This is a genomic window from Streptomyces sp. DH41 (genome assembly GCF_029813785.1).
Lineage (GTDB): Bacteria > Actinomycetota > Actinomycetes > Streptomycetales > Streptomycetaceae > Streptomyces.
The window spans coordinates 474622-488968 of the sequence record NZ_JARVKY010000002.1; the positions used below are offsets into that span (position 1 = coordinate 474622).

Annotated in this window: 18 protein-coding genes; 12 read left to right on the forward strand and 6 right to left on the reverse strand. The window is 71.6% G+C overall.

Annotated features, from left to right (window positions below; all coding sequences use genetic code 11):
* The first annotated feature begins 417 nt into the window (after positions 1–417).
* The 3 genes from QC283_RS05335 to QC283_RS05345 all read left to right on the forward strand — a co-directional run bounded on the left by QC283_RS05335 (position 418) and on the right by QC283_RS05345 (position 1202).
* Positions 418–537, forward strand: a complete 120-nt coding sequence (locus tag QC283_RS05335) for a DUF397 domain-containing protein (RefSeq protein ID WP_279560172.1) — start codon at positions 418–420, stop codon at positions 535–537.
* A gap of 162 nt (positions 538–699) precedes the next feature.
* Complete coding sequence (locus QC283_RS05340) at positions 700–954, forward strand: type II toxin-antitoxin system Phd/YefM family antitoxin (RefSeq protein ID WP_279560173.1); 255 nt, start codon at positions 700–702, stop codon at positions 952–954.
* A complete protein-coding gene (locus tag QC283_RS05345) occupies positions 951–1202 on the forward strand; it encodes a type II toxin-antitoxin system RelE family toxin (protein WP_279560174.1) in 252 nt (83 codons plus the stop codon). The genes QC283_RS05340 and QC283_RS05345 overlap by 4 nt, the downstream gene beginning before the upstream one ends.
* Positions 1203–1269: 67 nt before the next feature.
* Here QC283_RS05345 and QC283_RS05350 read toward each other — a convergent pair whose 3' ends face one another.
* Positions 1270–1689, reverse strand: coding sequence for a hypothetical protein (locus tag QC283_RS05350; protein WP_279560175.1), 420 nt, complete (start codon positions 1687–1689; stop codon positions 1270–1272).
* Positions 1690–1870: 181 nt separating this feature from the next.
* On the opposite strand from QC283_RS05350, the gene QC283_RS05355 reads away from it, so the two are divergent.
* The gene (locus QC283_RS05355; RefSeq protein WP_279560395.1) at positions 1871–2473 is read left to right on the forward strand and encodes a uridine kinase; all 603 of its coding nucleotides are present in this window, start codon (positions 1871–1873) and stop codon (positions 2471–2473) included.
* A gap of 288 nt (positions 2474–2761) precedes the next feature.
* On the opposite strand, the gene QC283_RS05360 is transcribed toward QC283_RS05355, so the two are convergent.
* Complete coding sequence (locus QC283_RS05360; protein ID WP_279560176.1) at positions 2762–3520, reverse strand: SigE family RNA polymerase sigma factor; 759 nt, start codon at positions 3518–3520, stop codon at positions 2762–2764.
* 239 nt (positions 3521–3759) lie between these two features.
* On the opposite strand from QC283_RS05360, the gene afsQ1 reads away from it, so the two are divergent.
* The 5 genes from afsQ1 (at position 3760) to QC283_RS05385 (ending at position 7701) form a co-directional block, all read left to right on the forward strand.
* Positions 3760–4437 carry a two-component system response regulator AfsQ1 gene (gene afsQ1 / locus QC283_RS05365; RefSeq protein ID WP_279560177.1) on the forward strand — a complete coding sequence of 226 codons (678 nt, stop codon included), beginning with the start codon at positions 3760–3762 and terminating at the stop codon, positions 4435–4437.
* Positions 4434–6071, forward strand: a complete 1638-nt coding sequence (locus tag QC283_RS05370; protein WP_279560178.1) for a HAMP domain-containing sensor histidine kinase — start codon at positions 4434–4436, stop codon at positions 6069–6071. Before afsQ1 ends, QC283_RS05370 begins: the two co-directional genes overlap by 4 nt.
* A complete protein-coding gene (locus QC283_RS05375) occupies positions 6071–6688 on the forward strand; it encodes a hypothetical protein (RefSeq protein WP_279560179.1) in 618 nt (205 codons plus the stop codon). Before QC283_RS05370 ends, QC283_RS05375 begins: the two co-directional genes overlap by 1 nt.
* A 162-nt stretch (positions 6689–6850) precedes the next feature.
* Positions 6851–7402: a VanZ family protein gene (locus tag QC283_RS05380; protein ID WP_279560180.1), complete on the forward strand. Its 552-nt coding sequence runs from the start codon at positions 6851–6853 to the stop codon at positions 7400–7402.
* A gap of 95 nt (positions 7403–7497) precedes the next feature.
* Positions 7498–7701 carry a PspC domain-containing protein gene (locus QC283_RS05385; protein WP_279560181.1) on the forward strand — a complete coding sequence of 68 codons (204 nt, stop codon included), beginning with the start codon at positions 7498–7500 and terminating at the stop codon, positions 7699–7701.
* Positions 7702–7819: 118 nt separating this feature from the next.
* On the opposite strand, the gene QC283_RS05390 is transcribed toward QC283_RS05385, so the two are convergent.
* Entirely contained in the window at positions 7820–8164 is a 345-nt protein-coding gene (locus QC283_RS05390) for an ATP-binding protein (protein WP_279560182.1), read from the reverse strand.
* Positions 8165–8303: 139 nt separating this feature from the next.
* The gene (locus tag QC283_RS05395) at positions 8304–9545 is read right to left on the reverse strand and encodes an adenosine deaminase (RefSeq protein ID WP_279560183.1); all 1242 of its coding nucleotides are present in this window, start codon (positions 9543–9545) and stop codon (positions 8304–8306) included.
* Between the two features lie 177 nt (positions 9546–9722).
* Here QC283_RS05395 and QC283_RS05400 point away from each other — a divergent pair, with 177 nt between their 5' ends.
* Complete coding sequence (locus QC283_RS05400; RefSeq protein ID WP_279560184.1) at positions 9723–10487, forward strand: alpha/beta hydrolase; 765 nt, start codon at positions 9723–9725, stop codon at positions 10485–10487.
* Positions 10488–10522: 35 nt separating this feature from the next.
* Here QC283_RS05400 and QC283_RS05405 read toward each other — a convergent pair whose 3' ends face one another.
* Positions 10523–11476: a LysR family transcriptional regulator gene (locus tag QC283_RS05405; protein WP_279560185.1), complete on the reverse strand. Its 954-nt coding sequence runs from the start codon at positions 11474–11476 to the stop codon at positions 10523–10525.
* 63 nt (positions 11477–11539) lie between these two features.
* On the opposite strand from QC283_RS05405, the gene QC283_RS05410 reads away from it, so the two are divergent.
* Complete coding sequence (locus tag QC283_RS05410; protein WP_279560186.1) at positions 11540–12865, forward strand: MFS transporter; 1326 nt, start codon at positions 11540–11542, stop codon at positions 12863–12865.
* A gap of 107 nt (positions 12866–12972) precedes the next feature.
* Positions 12973–13977 carry a sigma-70 family RNA polymerase sigma factor gene (locus QC283_RS05415; protein ID WP_279560187.1) on the forward strand — a complete coding sequence of 335 codons (1005 nt, stop codon included), beginning with the start codon at positions 12973–12975 and terminating at the stop codon, positions 13975–13977.
* On the opposite strand, the gene QC283_RS05420 is transcribed toward QC283_RS05415, so the two are convergent.
* Complete coding sequence (locus QC283_RS05420; RefSeq protein ID WP_279560188.1) at positions 13870–14256, reverse strand: STAS domain-containing protein; 387 nt, start codon at positions 14254–14256, stop codon at positions 13870–13872. The genes QC283_RS05415 and QC283_RS05420 overlap by 108 nt on opposite strands.
* Positions 14257–14347 lie beyond the last annotated feature (91 nt).

Here is a 14347-nt window from a genome sequence, read left to right on the forward strand (position 1 = left end):
CTCTTTCACCACCGACGACTCCCGCAGGTCTTGCGGATGTCGAGCGAGGCTACACCGGGACGCCGGCCCGTTCCCTGCCCCTTCGCGGAACAAGCTCTCCGCCCCAAATCCCTTCCGTTGGAAATTGACGGTTTCGCTGTAGTTCGGGGGGAGAGAGAATGGGTGGTGCTCGTACCGTGGGTGTCTGGTGCGCCGCCGGTGACAGGCCCGGGCGACGGCTTGGTGACAGCGTCGCCATCACGGCCAGGGCGGGCCGTGGAGTATCTGCTCGGCCGGGCGGGCTGGCTGCCATCAGCAACAGCAGTCGGGCGATCTCACACTCCTCGAACGCGATGGGGACGGTGCCGGTAGAACTGGCGGGATCGGCGAGGTCCCCTGCGTGCCACGCTGGCGCGTCCAGGTTGGCTCTGCAAAGCGATGACTCCCCCGGGCACCATCCCCGTCCGCGACAGCAAGAACACCGACGGCCCCGTCCTGACGCTCACCGCCCAGGCCTGGGTTCCGTGCACCAACGGCCTCAAGGGCGACTCGTTGTAACTCCGATCCGGGATACGGGCTGTGGAAGTGTTCCGGACGTTCTCACGGAACGAGCAGTCAGATTCTCAGGGCAGCCGTCACTCGTTCACCAGGCATGACTGCATCACATCTCGACATCATCTCAGAATTGACCACAAAATTTCTCTTGCGTAATCTTGTGGCATGACCGAGATCGCCATCAGCGCCGCCCGCTCCCAGCTCGGTGATCTCGTGCGCCGCGCCGCGCACGGCCGCGAGACCATCGCCCTCACTGATCACGGGCACGTCGCCGCCCTTCTCGTGTCACCCCAGGTGATAGAGGATCTGGAGGACGCGCTGGCGGTGGCGGACTATCAGCGGCGCAAGGCAGAAGGAACCCTCGGAGAGGGCATCCCCATGTCCGAGGTGCGCAGGCGGCTGGGGCTCGAACAGAAGTGACCTACGAGATCACCTTCGAGCCGCAGGCCCTGAACGCCGCCGCTCGCTTCCTGTCAGACGACCCGAGCGGCCTCGCTCTGGTGCTGGACACCATCGACAAATTGGCGGAGGACCCGCGCCCCACTGGCTCGGTTCCGTACGGATCAGCGGATCTCCGGCGCCTGCGCATCGGCGACTACCGGGTTCTGTATGCCATCGACGATGACGTCATCCGCATCCTGGTCACCCACCTCGGCCGAACCGCCTGAACCACCCGCACCGCCGAGGGGCCGCGACCTCCCTCACGGAGTTGCGGCCCGACGCGTACACACTCCGTCAGCGCACCAGTTCCGTCGCCTGGCCCAGTACCGGGATGCTACCGAGGGACTGGGCCTGGGCAACGGGGCCCGTCAGCGCCGTAGAGGTCAGCGGCTGGAAGTCGGCCACCTGCGTACCGACGCCGTTGTCCAGCGGGTCGACGCCGGTACCGGCCAGCGGGTTGGGCTTGAGGTCGGCGACCGGGCCGGTGACATACCCGACCGTGCCGGTCACCGTCCGCAGGCCCGCCTGCGGATCCATGTCGCCCAGCAGGGCGGCACCGGTTCTCGCCGGGCCGGTGCCCGTCTCGCCGCCCTCCGCAGCGCAGGCCGTGACCGCGCCCGCGCCCAGGGCCGCCCCAGCGGTCGCGAGGACGGCCAGGGCGCGCCGGACAGCCGGGGCGCGGGAGGTGCGGGAGGGGGACGCGTGTCGGGCCATCGGTGAGCCACCTCGTGCTTCGGAGTACTCGGGGAGTACCGCGGAGAGTAATCAGGACCGCGCGCAGCGTAGTTGAGATGTGATGCCTGCTTCAAAGTCGACCCGCGGGGTCGTACGGCGGCCGTTCGATGCCTCAGACTGGTGTCCCGTGAGCTCCCATCCGCCCATACCGACGCGAGTCGTGCTGCTCTGCGGCCCCTCCGGCTCCGGCAAGTCCCTCCTCGCCGCCCACTCCGGCCTTCCGGTGCTGCGGCTCGACGACTTCTACAAGGAGGGCACCGACCCGACGCTGCCGCTGGTGTCCGAGAGCTCCGACATCGACTGGGACCATCCCGGCTCGTGGGACGCGGACGCCGCCGTCGCCGCCATCTCGGAGCTGTGCCGCACGGGCCGTACGCGGGTGCCCGTCTACGACCTCGCGCTCAGCGCCCGCACCGGCGAGGAGACGGCCGACATCGGACGGACCCCGCTGTTCCTCGCGGAGGGCGTCTTCGCCGCCGAACTCGTGGCACGCTGCCGGGAACTGGGCGTCCTGGCCGACACGCTGTGCCTGAGCCGGGGCCCGCTGACGACCTTCCGACGCCGCTTCCTGCGGGATCTGCGGGAGGGCCGGAAGTCCGTGCCGTTCCTGCTGCGCCGCGGCTGGCGGCTGATGCGGCAGGAGCGGACGGTCATCGCCCGGCAGACGGCCCTGGGCGCCCATGCCTGCGACCGGGACGAGGCGATGGGCCGGCTGGCCGCCGCCGCCGCGGGACGGTGCGCGACGGCGCGTACGGCCGTGTAGCGGGCCTACGTCCTGGGGCGGTACTCGTACACCCGTACTCGTACACCCGTACTCGTACACACAGAGAAGCGGGACTGGACGGACCCCCCGGCCCTCCAGTCCCGCTCTCCTTGTGCTCCCCCGTGCTTCCCCCGTGTCCCCCCGGGTTGTTCCCCCGTGTCCCCCGTACTCCCCCCGGGTCCCCCGTGGTGCTTCCCCGTGAGTAAGAGCCCGGGATCCTCCCCCTGATACACCCTGGCTCGTACTTTTTTCCGCGGGTCCCCCCGGACCCCCGGTTCCCCCCAACCTTCAGGCGACCAACTCGCCGAAGGCGTCCTCCCGGTCACGGCCGAAGCTGAGGACCTCGTCCTCGCGCAGCCGGCGGAGCGACCGCCAGATGCTGGACTTCACCGTGCCGACACTGATGTCGAGGATGTCCGCGATCTCCGGGTCCGTGCGGCCCTCGTAGTAGCGCAGGACCAGCATGGTGCGCTGGAGCTCGGGGAGCCGGGCCAGCGCCTGCCACAGGACCGTGCGCAGCTCGGTGCCGCGCATCGCGTCCGTGTCGCCCGCCGTCTCCGGCAGTTCCTCGGTCGGGTACTCGTTGAGCTTGCGGCGCCGCCAGGCGCTGATGTGCAGGTTCGTCATGGTGCGGCGGAGGTATCCGCCGACCGCCGCCTTGTCACTGATCCGGTCCCACGCCCGGTACGTCGAGAACAGCGCGCTCTGCAGCAGGTCCTCGGCCTCGAAGCGGTCACCGGTGAGGTGGTAGGCGGTGGCGTACAGGGAGGCGCGGCGCTCCTGGACGTAGGCGGTGAACTCCGCCTCCGACAGCGAACGGCGCTCCCCCGGGTCCTCCCCGTACGTCGGTCCCCCGTGCGTCGACCCCCCGTGCGTCTCCCCCTGACGCGTGTCGACCACCGCCATGTAGGCGGTGTGCTGTCGTCCGGTGCCGCGAGCGCACCCCCGCCCGCTCACAGCACCGGACTTCTCGGAACCCCGGTGTGCGTGCACGTCGTGCAGACGCGTGACCACTGCGCTGGTGCTGGTGCCCTTCAGCGTGTTCATCTCGCGCCCCCGTCCGTGGACTTCCGGTGTTCTGCCTGCTGTGTCGCGACTTGCTGTGTTGCCTGTGACGAAAAGCTTGCCCCGGTGACTTCATGGCCGTGTCCGCCGACTGTCACAGACCTGTCACAGGGGTCCGTCACGGCTGTACCACCGTTCCTTCACAGAGTCCGGCGGCGTGGCGGGACCCCAACCGGACCCACCGGTCGATCCGCACCCCCTCCATGGGCCAGAATGAGCCCGTGCCTTCCCTGTTGCTGATCGAGGACGACGACGCCATCCGTACGGCCCTGGAGCTCTCCCTGACCCGCCAGGGCCACCGGGTGGCCACCGCTGCGAGCGGTGAGGACGGTCTGAAGCTGTTGCGTGAGCAGCGGCCGGACCTGATCGTGCTGGACGTGATGCTGCCCGGCATCGACGGTTTCGAGGTGTGCCGTCGCGTCCGGCGCACCGACCAGTTGCCGATCATCCTGCTGACCGCGCGCAATGACGACATCGACGTGGTCGTCGGTCTCGAGTCGGGCGCCGACGACTATGTCGTCAAACCCGTCCAGGGCCGGGTGCTGGACGCCCGGATCCGGGCCGTGCTGCGGCGCGGGGAACGGGAGTCGACCGACTCGGCGAGCTTCGGCAGCCTGGTCATCGACCGTTCGGCGATGACCGTCACGAAGAACGGCGAGGACCTCCAGCTCACGCCGACCGAGCTGCGGCTGCTCCTCGAACTGAGCCGGCGGCCGGGGCAGGCGCTGTCCCGGCAGCAGTTGCTGCGGCTGGTGTGGGAGCACGACTACCTCGGCGACTCCCGGCTGGTGGACGCCTGCGTGCAGCGGCTGCGCGCCAAGATCGAGGACGTGCCGTCGTCCCCGACCCTGATCCGTACCGTGCGGGGTGTCGGCTACCGGCTGGACCCGCCTCAGTGACACAGGAACACCAGGGGGGTTCACGCGGCTGGGCCGTGGCTCGCAAGGGAGTCTGGTCCTGGCTGCGCTTCACCAGCCTGCGCCTGCGGCTGGTCCTCGTCTTCAGTCTTGTCGCGCTCACCGCCGCCGTGTCCGCGTCCGGCATCGCCTACTGGCTGAACCGGGAGGCGGTGCTCACCCGCACCCAGGACGCCGTGCTGCGCGGCTTCGAGCAGGAGATGCAGAACCGGGCGGGCGCGCTGCCCGAGCACCCGACCCAGGACGAGTTGCAGCACACCGCGGGGCAGATGGCGGGCAGCGGCCAGCGGTTCAGCGTGCTGCTGGTCGCCGAGAACACCGACGGCGAGACCGTGTACGGCAGTTCCGGCGGCCTGGACGGCTTCTCGCTGTCCGACGTGCCCGAGTCGCTCCGCACGGCGGTGAACAAGGAACAGAAGGTCACCAAGACCAACAAGCACCCGTACCACCTGTACTGGCAGCGGATCACCGAGGGCGACACCCCGCGGCTCGTGGCCGGCACCAAGGTGATCGGCGGCGGGCCGACCGGCTACATGCTCAAGTCGCTGGAACCGGAGGCCAAGGACCTGAACTCGCTCGCCTGGTCGCTGGGGATCGCCACCGCACTCGCCCTGCTCGGCTCCGCACTGCTCGCGCAGGCGCTGGCGACGACCGTGCTGAAGCCGGTGCACCGGCTCGGGGTCGCGGCGCGCCGCCTCGGCGAGGGGAAGCTCGACACCCGGCTGCGCGTGTCCGGCACCGACGAACTGGCGGATCTCTCCCGCACGTTCAACAGCGCCGCCGAGGCGCTGGAGAAGCGGGTCGCGGACATGGCCGGCCGGGAGCAGGCCTCGCGGCGTTTCGTGGCGGACATGAGCCATGAGCTGCGTACCCCGCTGACGGCGATCACCGCCGTCACGGAGGTGCTGGAGGAGGAGCTGGAGTTCGAGGGCGGGAGTTTCGACCCGATGGTCGAGCCCGCCGTGCGGCTGGTGGTCAGCGAGACGCGGCGGCTGAACGACCTCGTGGAGAACCTGATGGAGGTCACCCGCTTCGACGCGGGCACCGCCCGGCTGGTCCTGGACGACGTCGACGTCGCCGACCAGATCACCGCCTGCATCGACGCCCGCGCCTGGCTGGACGCCGTCGACCTCGACGCCGAGCGCGGCATCCACGCCCGTATCGATCCACGCCGCCTGGACGTCATCCTCGCCAACCTGATCGGCAACGCGCTCAAGCACGGCGGGTCGCCGGTGCGGGTGTCGGTGGCGCGGGCGGACGACGAGGTGGTCATCCGGGTGCGGGACCACGGGCCCGGAATCCCCGAGGACGTCCTGCCGCACGTCTTCGACCGCTTCTACAAGGCGAGCGCGTCCCGGCCGCGTTCCGAGGGCAGCGGACTCGGCCTGTCCATCGCCCTGGAGAACGCGCACATCCACGGCGGTGGGATCACCGCCGAGAACTGCCCCGAGGGGGGTGCGGTGTTCACGCTGCGGCTGCCGCAGGACCCGCCGGCGGACGAGGACTCCGAGGACGCCGGGGACGCCGGGGGCACTGGGAGCGCCAGGGCCGGCTCGGGTGACTCGGGTGACTCGGGTGACGAGAGTACGGGCAAGGACGCGAAGGGACAGGTCTGATGACCGTACGCCGCCTGCCGGCACTCCCCGGGCTCGTAGTGCTGGCCGCGCTGCTCGCCGGGTGTGGCATCCGCGCCACGGAGGTGCCCACGGACTACGGTCCCGCGCCCTCACGGGTGCGCTGCTCGCCGGCCGAGCCCGACGTGTCGACGCGGGCCGCGCCAGGCGTGCCGGTCCGGGTGTTCCTGCTGTGCGGCTCGTCGCTGGCGGCCGTGGACCGGACGGTACGGGTCCCGGACGGCGGGGCGGACTCCGAGCGGCGGGTGCTGGTGGCCGAGGGGCTCCTCGACCAGCTCACGGCACCGCCGTCGGCCGCGGAGAACGAGGCCGGGTACACCACGGACGTCGGCCGCGGGATCACCGTGGCGGGGCCGCGTTCCGGCGATCCCGAGGACACGCTGCGCCTCGGCGTCGAGCCCGGCGACCTCACCTCGTACGCCCTCGCCCAGGTCGTCTGCACCTTCTCCGACTCGGCCGCGACCGAGGGCGACGGCGACGACTCCGTCGTGCTGGCCGGCCCGGCCGACCGGCCCGCGCGCCGCTACGTCTGCACGGACGAGGTCCGCGCCCGGCCGGGCAGCAACGAACCTCCGTCCAGCGAGGTCACGGACGGCTGACGGCTGACGGCCGGCCGCCGCCGGCTGACGGTCGGCGGTCGGTCGGCGGCGCGGGGCTGACGGGCGCGGGCGCCGAGGTCCGCGTGGGCCATGTGGCGCAAGCCTCACCCTCGCGAGGGAGAGGCCGGAACCGAGTGCGGCGGCGCCCGCGTCTAGGGGGACGTGCAGCGTCATGGGTATTTCGGCGGCAGCGCCGCGCTCCGCATCCGTGCGACCGGAAGTGTTCTCCTGGTCGCACATCTCGCGTTCGTCGCCTGGTACACGCTGCGGCCACTCGACGTCCCCTGGGTGCTGCCGCCCAACCTGCACCCGTTCGACGGGATCCGCGCCGATCTGGCGCTCGGCTGGCCCGCGGCGGCACGTGCCCTCGGAGGGTCGCTCGCGCTGCTGGCGCCGCTGGGGGTCCTGCTGCCGATGGCGGGCGGCCGACTGACCGTCTCGCCGCTGGCCTCCCTGCTGCGCACCATGGCCGCGGGCGCCCTGCTGTCGCTGGGCATCGAGCTGCTGCAGACCGGAGTGCCCGGCCAGGTCGTCGACGTCGACTCGCTCCTGCTGAACACGGCAGGCGTGGCCCTGGCTCACCTGGCCCTCGTCCCCGCGGGCCGGGCCCGGCTCCGTCGCAGGTCCGAGCAGGGCGAGGGGGAGGCCGCACCTCAGGAGGAGCTCACTCAGGGTCGGACCCCGACGATTCCCAGGGTCGGTATCGCCCCGTAGAGCGACGCTTTGTTCCGTTCGTCTCCGTAGCGTGGAGGGCAGATGAAGGGGAAGCCGCACGGCAGCCCCGTCCACACGCTCACGAAGGAGCCGCGATGTCCCGCCTCGCCCGCCCCACCCACGGCCGCATGATCGGCGGAGTGTGCGCCGCGCTGGCCCGGCGCTTCGGCACCTCCACCACCACGATGCGGACGATCTTCGTGGTCTCCTGCCTGCTGCCCGGCCCGCAGTTCCTGCTCTACCTCGCCCTGTGGCTCCTGCTGCCGTCCGAGGAGAAGGCCGCCCGTACGGCCTGGTGACGGGCCCCTGCGGGTCCCTGTGACCCGCCTCCCCGCCCCGCCTCCCCTCTGGTACGCCGACGGGGCGCACCCGGTGTCGCCGGGTGCGCCCCGTCGGCGCGCGTGGGGAGAAGCGGGCTCAGCCGCCGAGCGGGATGCCGTTCAAGCCCAGGCCCTGGGCCGGCAGGCCACCGAGCAGGCCGGCGACCGGAGCATCGGAGAGCTGCTCGGCGACCACCTGCTCGGCGAGCGGCGGCGCGGCGGTCAGACCCTTGCCGGAGATGTCGCCGGCCTGCGACAGCGTGTTGCCCGCGAGGGGCGCCACCTCGGAGACGGTCTCCATGGGGAGGGTCCGGGCGACGGAGTCCACGGCCTGGGTGGCGTCCGGGAGTTCCGGCGCCGCGGTGGCCGCGCCCGCGCCGACGGCGGCGAAGGCGGCACCGAGGGCGGCGACACCGAGGGTCTTGACTGCAGACTGCTTCATGAAATGCGTCCTCGAAATGGGATGACGGGGATGTGAGCGGTCCTTGAACGTAAACACGCGGCACCCCTCGCGGCAAACATTGAAATGCGGACGGATTGTGAAAGCCCATCCGCATTTCCGTATTACCGTCGCCTCACACTCAGCTCTCACTCTCCGAAGAACCGCTGGTCGAAGCGGTTTGCTGGAACAGCCATTCGGATTTCAACTCGGCATATCCGGGCTTGATCACGTCATTGATCATGGCCAGTCGTTCATCGAAAGGAATGAACGCTGATTTCATCGCATTGACGGAGAACCACTGCATGTCATCGAGCGTGTAACCGAACGCGTCGACAAGGTGCTCGAATTCCCGGCTCATACCGGTGTGGGACATCAGCCGGTTGTCCGTGTTGACGGTGGCACGGAAGTGCAGCCGTCGCAGCAGCCCGATGGGGTGCTCGGCGTACGAGTCCGCCGCCCCGGTCTGCAGGTTGGAACTGGGGCACAGCTCCAGCGGGACGCGCTTGTCCCGGACGTACGAGGCGAGCCGCCCGAGTTCGACCGTGCCGTCCTCGTGGACCTTGATGTCGTCGATGATGCGCACCCCGTGCCCGAGCCGGTCGGCGCCGCACCACTGCAGGGCCTGCCAGATGGACGGCAGCCCGAAGGCCTCGCCGGCGTGGATCGTGAAGTGGTTGTTCTCGCGCTTGAGGTATTCGAAGGCGTCCAGGTGCCGGGTGGGCGGGTACCCGGCCTCGGCGCCCGCGATGTCGAAGCCGACGACTCCGAGATCGCGGTAGCGGTTGGCGAGTTCGGCGATCTCCAGCGAGCGGGCGGCGTGCCGCATGGCGGTGAGCAGGGCGCCGACCCGGATGCGGTGGCCGTTGCCCCGGGCCCGGCGCTCGCCCTCCCGGAAGCCCTCGTTGACGGCCTCGACGACCTCTTCGAGGCTGAGCCCGCCCTCCAGGTGCTGCTCGGGGGCGTACCGCACCTCGGCGTAGACGACGCCGTCCTCGGCGAGGTCCTCGGCGCACTCGGCGGCGACCCGGACCAGCGCGTCACGGGTCTGCATGACGCCGACGGTGTGGGAGAAGGTCTCCAGGTACCGCTCCAGCGACCCGGAGTCGGCGGCCTGCCGGAACCAGGCGCCGAGCCGGTCGGCGTCGGTCTCGGGGAGGCCGGAGTAGCCGGTCGCCCGGGCGAGTTCGACGACCGTGCCGGGACGCAGCCCGCCGTCGAGATGGTCGTGCAGCAGAACCTTCGGCGCCTGGCGGATCTGATCCGGCGTCGGAGTCCTCGCGGTGTTCTTCGCGGCGGCCTGGGCGGCCGTCTGCGCGGAGGTCTGCGCGGAGGTCTGATCGGCCGTCTTCGCGGCGGTCTGCGCGGTGCTCTGGCTCGTCATTTCCGCACCCTAACTCCTACGCGCGTAGAACGCCGGGTGAATGCGCGGGAACACCCGCGAACGCGCGGACTCCGGGGCGTTCACGCGGCGCGCGGCCGGCGTGTACGGACCCGCCGATATGTAACGGTGACCGCTGGGACGGGTGGCGTACCCCCCGTCTTCTGAGAATCTTCTGCCATGTCACAGCAAGCGACGCCGGTCCGTCGGGCCCGGCTGGGGCGAACGCTCGGTCCGGAGGGGACGGCGGTGAGCGGTGTGGTGCTGCTGCTCCCCGGTGGCGACGAGGTCTCCAGCCGCAGACCGTCTCCGCTGCTCGCGGCGGCGTCCGTCCGCACGCTGGGGCGCCGGCTCACGCGCGCGGGGCGGGACGAGGGCCTGGCCGCGCACGTCGTGCACTACCGCTACCGCGGCTGGAACGGCACCGAGGCCCACCTCGCCCGGGACGCCGAGTGGGCCGCCGACGAGGCCGTACGGCGCTACGGCGACGTCCCCGTCTGCCTGGTCGGCACCGACATGGGCGGGCGTGCGGCGCTGCGCGCGGGCGGGCACGAGGCCGTCAACTCGGTACTGGCGATCGCCCCTTGGCTGCCCGACGAGGACATGGCCGCACCACCCGAACCGGTGAAGCAGCTCGCCGGGCGGCAGGTGCTGATCGTGCACGGCACGAACGACGAACGCAGCGATCCGGAGCTGTCGTTCCGGCTGGCCTCCCGGGCGAAGAAGACGAACCGTGCCGTGTGCCGGTTCGAAGTCCACTCCGACGGCCACGGCTTGCGGCACTACCGGGAGGAAGTCGCCGCGCTGGCGCAGGACTTCGTGATGGGTGTGCTGTTCGGGCAGTCGTTCTCGCGGCCGGTGGAGGACGCGCTGGCCGCTCCCCCGCCGCTGGGGCTGCGGATGCCGTTGGCGGTGGGGTTCGGGAAGTCGTTGCGGCGGCGGTAGCGACCGCGGCGCGGTGTCCGGGCGGCCTGGCCGGGTCAGGACGGGAGCAGGTGGCCCCGCCTCGACAGCAGGAACTTCTTGAAGGCCGCCACCGGGGGCGTGTCCGTACGCCCCGCCAGCCAGGCCACGCCGATCTCGCGGGCCGCGCGCGGGGCCGTGACCGTCAGTTCGACCACGCCGGGACGGGGCACGGCGGGCGGCGGCAGCAGGGCGACGCCGAGGCCGGCCGCGACCAGCCCGCGGAGTGTCTCCGCCTCCTCCCCCTCGAAGGCCACCCTGGGCCGGAAACCGGCCTCCTTGCACAGGGCGTCGGTGATGCGCCGCAGGCCGTAGCCGGGCTCCAGGGTCACGAAGGCCTCGTCGGCGGCCTCGGCGAGGCGGATGCGCCTGCGCGCGGCCAGGGAGTGGTCGGCCGGCACGACCAGGCGCAGCTTCTGCTCGTCGAGGCGGCGGGCGACCAGGTCGGGGGCGTCCGGGACCGGGGAGGTCAGGCAGAGGTCGAGTTCGCCGGCGCGCAGGCGCTCCAGCATGGCCTCGCCGTAGTTCTGGACGAGGCTGAAGCGGACGCGGGGGTGGTCGGCGCGGAAGGCGTGCAGCAGCCCGGGGACGGTCTCGGCGCCCATGGTGTGCAGGAAGCCGAAGGCGACCTTGCCGGTGGCCGGGTCGGCGTCCGCGCGGACCTCGTCGGCGGCGCGCTCCACCTCGGCGAGGGCGCGTTCGACCGATCCCAGGAAGGTACGTCCGGCGACGGTCAGCGCGAGGGTGCGGCCGCGGCGCACGAACAGGTCGACGCCCAGGTCCTCTTCGAGGCGGACGAGGGCGCGGGAGAGCGTCGACTGGGGGACGTTCATCTCCTGGGCGGCCCGGGTGACGTGCTCGGTGCGGGCCACGCCGGCGAAGTGCGCGAGGCGGGGCGCGAGCAGCGCGACGATGTCTTCTGTGTCACCGGAAGGTGACAGGCGGGCCTGTGAGCTTTGCTGATGCACCATGGGAACGATTATGGCCATTCCATGCATTGGACGGATGAGTCGCGGTCTTCGTACCGTCGCTGCATGACTCCCGCCGATACCGGGGCGTCCACCACCCTGGACGCCGCTGCATCCGTCTCCGCCACCGACGTCCCCGGCGCACCCGGCGCTCCTGACACCCCCGACTCGCGTATGGCCCCCGGCGGGCCCGGCTACCGCCGGATGAGCCTCGCCCTGTTCCTGGCGGGCGTCGCCACCTTCGCGCTCCTCTACTCCACCCAGGCCCTGCTGCCGCTCATCTCGGGCGACATGGGCGTCAGCGCGAGCGACGCGAGCTGGACGGTGGCCGCCGCGACCGGTGGCCTCGCGGTGTTCGTGCTGCCGATGAGCGCGCTCTCGGAGCGCTTCGGACGCCGTACGGTCATGACGGCGTCGCTGGCGGTCGCGGTGACCGTCGGGCTGCTGGTCCCCTTCGCCCCCTCGCTGCCGGCGCTCGTCGCGCTGCGCGCCGTACAGGGCGCGGCGCTGGCCGGTCTGCCGGCCTCGGCGACGGCGTACCTCGCGGAGGAGGTGCGGCCGCGTGCGCTGGTCACCGCGATCGGCCTGTTCGTGGCGGGCAACAGCGTCGGCGGGATGAGCGGCCGGGTCATCACCGGCTGGGTGGCCCAGGAGTGGGGCTGGCGGATCGCCGTCGGCGTGATCGGCCTCGTCGCGGTGGCGTGCGCGGTGGCCTTCCGGATGCTGCTGCCGGCGCCGAAGCACTTCACGCCGGGCTCGCTGCGCCCCCGCGTCCTGGTCCGCACGGTCCGCGACCACCTCGCCAACCCGCTGCTGCGCCGCCTGTACGCGATCGGCGCCCTGTTCATGACGGTGTTCGGCGGCGTCTACACGGTGATCGGCTACCGCCTGGCCCAGGCGCCCTTCTCCCTGCCGCAGGGTCTCATCGGCTCGATCTTCCTGGTCTACCTGGTCGGCACGGTCTCGGCGTCGACGGCGGGCCGTCTGGTGGGGCGTCTCGGCCGCCGCGGGGCGCTGTACCTGGGCGGCGGTACGACGGCGGCGGGCCTGCTGCTGTCCCTCGCCCCGTCCCTGCCGCTGGTCCTGCTGGGCCTGGTGCTGATCACGGCGGGTTTCTTCGCCGGGCACGCGGTGGCGTCCTCGGCGGTCGGCAAGACCGCCCAGCACGGCCGCGCCCAGGCCTCGGCCCTGTACCAGTCCGCCTACTACGTCGGCTCCAGCGCGGGCAGCACGGTGGGCGCGGTGGCCTTCCACTCCGGCGGCTGGGCCGGGACGGTCGGGGTCGGGCTGCTGGCGGTGGCGGGCGTCGTGGCGATCACGGTCCTCGGCTCCCTCGCGGCGCGCCGGCAGGCCCCGGACAGGCCGGTGCGGGCCTTGAGCCTACCCCGCTGACCTGCGCCTTTCTTGACTGCACAGGCCATTGTCAGTCCTCTGCGGTAGCTTCCGAAGTGCGAGGCGCGAAGACGCGCACGACGGTACGCCACAGGGGTGGGTGGACGATGACCAACGGCACCGTGACCACGGAGCTGGAATCCGCGCTGGAGAAGCACCGGGTCGAGCTGACGGGGTACTGCTACCGGATGCTCGGCTCCTCCTTCGAGGCCGAGGACGCGGTCCAGGACACCCTGGTCCGCGCCTGGCGGAGCTACGACAAGTTCGAGGGCCGCTCCAGTCTCCGCTCCTGGCTCTACCGCATCGCGACCAACGTCTGCCTGGACATGCTCACCGCGGGCAACAAGCGGGCCCGCCCGATGGACCTGACGGACTCGACGCCGCTCGCCCAAGCCGCCCTGTCCCCTCGCCCGGACAACACCTGGCTGGAGCCGATGCCCGACGCCCGCGTACTGCCGTCGACCGCCGACCCGGCCGAGGCCGCGATCGCCAAGGAGTCGGTGCGGCTCGCCTTCATGGCCGCCCTCCAGCAGCTGCCGCCCAAGCAGCGGGCGGTGCTGATCCTGCGCGAGGTGCTGGCGTGGAAGGCGAGCGAGGTCGCCGAGCTGCTCGGCACGACGGTCGCCTCCGTCAACAGCGCCCTGCAGCGCGCCCGCGCGACCCTCTCCGAGCGGGAGGAGGCGGGCGACGGCGCGGCGGTGTCCGACCCGCTGGACGAGGAGCAGCTGAAGCTCCTGGAGCGCTATGTCGCCGCCTTCGAGGGCTATGACATGACGGCGTTGACGGCGCTGCTCCACGAGGACGCCATCATGACGATGCCGCCGTTCGACCTGTGGCTGTCCGGTTCGGCGGACATCACCGGTTTCATGACGACGCTCGGCGCGGCGTGCGCGAACTCGCGGCTGGTGCCGGTCGAGGCCAACGGGCTGCCGGCCTTCGCCCACTACAAGCCGGACGAGGAGGCGGGCGGCTTCGCGCCCTGGGCGGTCCAGGTGCTGGAGATCTCAGACGGCCGCATCACCGGGTTCCACTGCTTCCTGGACACCAAGCGGTGGTTCCCGCTGTTCGACCTGCCGCTCCGTCTCGAAGCGGAGGCCGACGAGGTCCAGTAGGGCGTGCAGGGCGGGGTCGGGGTCGCGCAGCCGGATCCGGCCCCCCTCCCGCCGGGCGGTGAGCTCCAGGCGGGCCAGCAGGTCGACGACGGCGAGCCCCGGCGGTCCCAGCCCGCCGACGTCGCAGACGACCACCCCGGCCCGGGTGCTTTCCATCAGCGCGCGCACCTCGTCGCAGAGCCGGGGTGTCTCCCCTCGGGAGACAGGCCCCGGCAGCACGAGTACGGCGGGTGTCACGGCGTCCACGTGCGGTAGACCCGGGGCGGGCCGGGAACTCATCGGTGCCCGTCGGCAGAGATCACATTGACGTGCGCGGGCGTACCCCCGGAGAGTCTGTTGCATGCCCCACGTATCCCCTCCCCGCGCCATG

What these genes read in the sequence shown, in the direction of transcription:
- QC283_RS05385 (WP_279560181.1), top strand. Translation starts at nt 7,498, where the DNA reads ATGTCCCGCCTCGCCCGCCCCACCCACGGCCGCATGATCGGCGGAGTG.
- QC283_RS05410 (WP_279560186.1), top strand. Translation starts at nt 11,540, where the DNA reads ATGACTCCCGCCGATACCGGGGCGTCCACCACCCTGGACGCCGCTGCA.
- QC283_RS05415 (WP_279560187.1), top strand. Translation starts at nt 12,973, where the DNA reads ATGACCAACGGCACCGTGACCACGGAGCTGGAATCCGCGCTGGAGAAG.
- QC283_RS05405 (WP_279560185.1), bottom strand. Translation starts at nt 11,476, where the DNA reads ATGGTGCATCAGCAAAGCTCACAGGCCCGCCTGTCACCTTCCGGTGAC.
- QC283_RS05360 (WP_279560176.1), bottom strand. Translation starts at nt 3,520, where the DNA reads ATGAACACGCTGAAGGGCACCAGCACCAGCGCAGTGGTCACGCGTCTG.
- QC283_RS05395 (WP_279560183.1), bottom strand. Translation starts at nt 9,545, where the DNA reads ATGACGAGCCAGAGCACCGCGCAGACCGCCGCGAAGACGGCCGATCAG.
- QC283_RS05400 (WP_279560184.1), top strand. Translation starts at nt 9,723, where the DNA reads ATGTCACAGCAAGCGACGCCGGTCCGTCGGGCCCGGCTGGGGCGAACG.
- QC283_RS05420 (WP_279560188.1), bottom strand. Translation starts at nt 14,256, where the DNA reads ATGAGTTCCCGGCCCGCCCCGGGTCTACCGCACGTGGACGCCGTGACA.
- QC283_RS05350 (WP_279560175.1), bottom strand. Translation starts at nt 1,689, where the DNA reads ATGGCCCGACACGCGTCCCCCTCCCGCACCTCCCGCGCCCCGGCTGTC.
- QC283_RS05335 (WP_279560172.1), top strand. Translation starts at nt 418, where the DNA reads ATGACTCCCCCGGGCACCATCCCCGTCCGCGACAGCAAGAACACCGAC.
- QC283_RS05340 (WP_279560173.1), top strand. Translation starts at nt 700, where the DNA reads ATGACCGAGATCGCCATCAGCGCCGCCCGCTCCCAGCTCGGTGATCTC.
- QC283_RS05375 (WP_279560179.1), top strand. Translation starts at nt 6,071, where the DNA reads ATGACCGTACGCCGCCTGCCGGCACTCCCCGGGCTCGTAGTGCTGGCC.
- QC283_RS05390 (WP_279560182.1), bottom strand. Translation starts at nt 8,164, where the DNA reads ATGAAGCAGTCTGCAGTCAAGACCCTCGGTGTCGCCGCCCTCGGTGCC.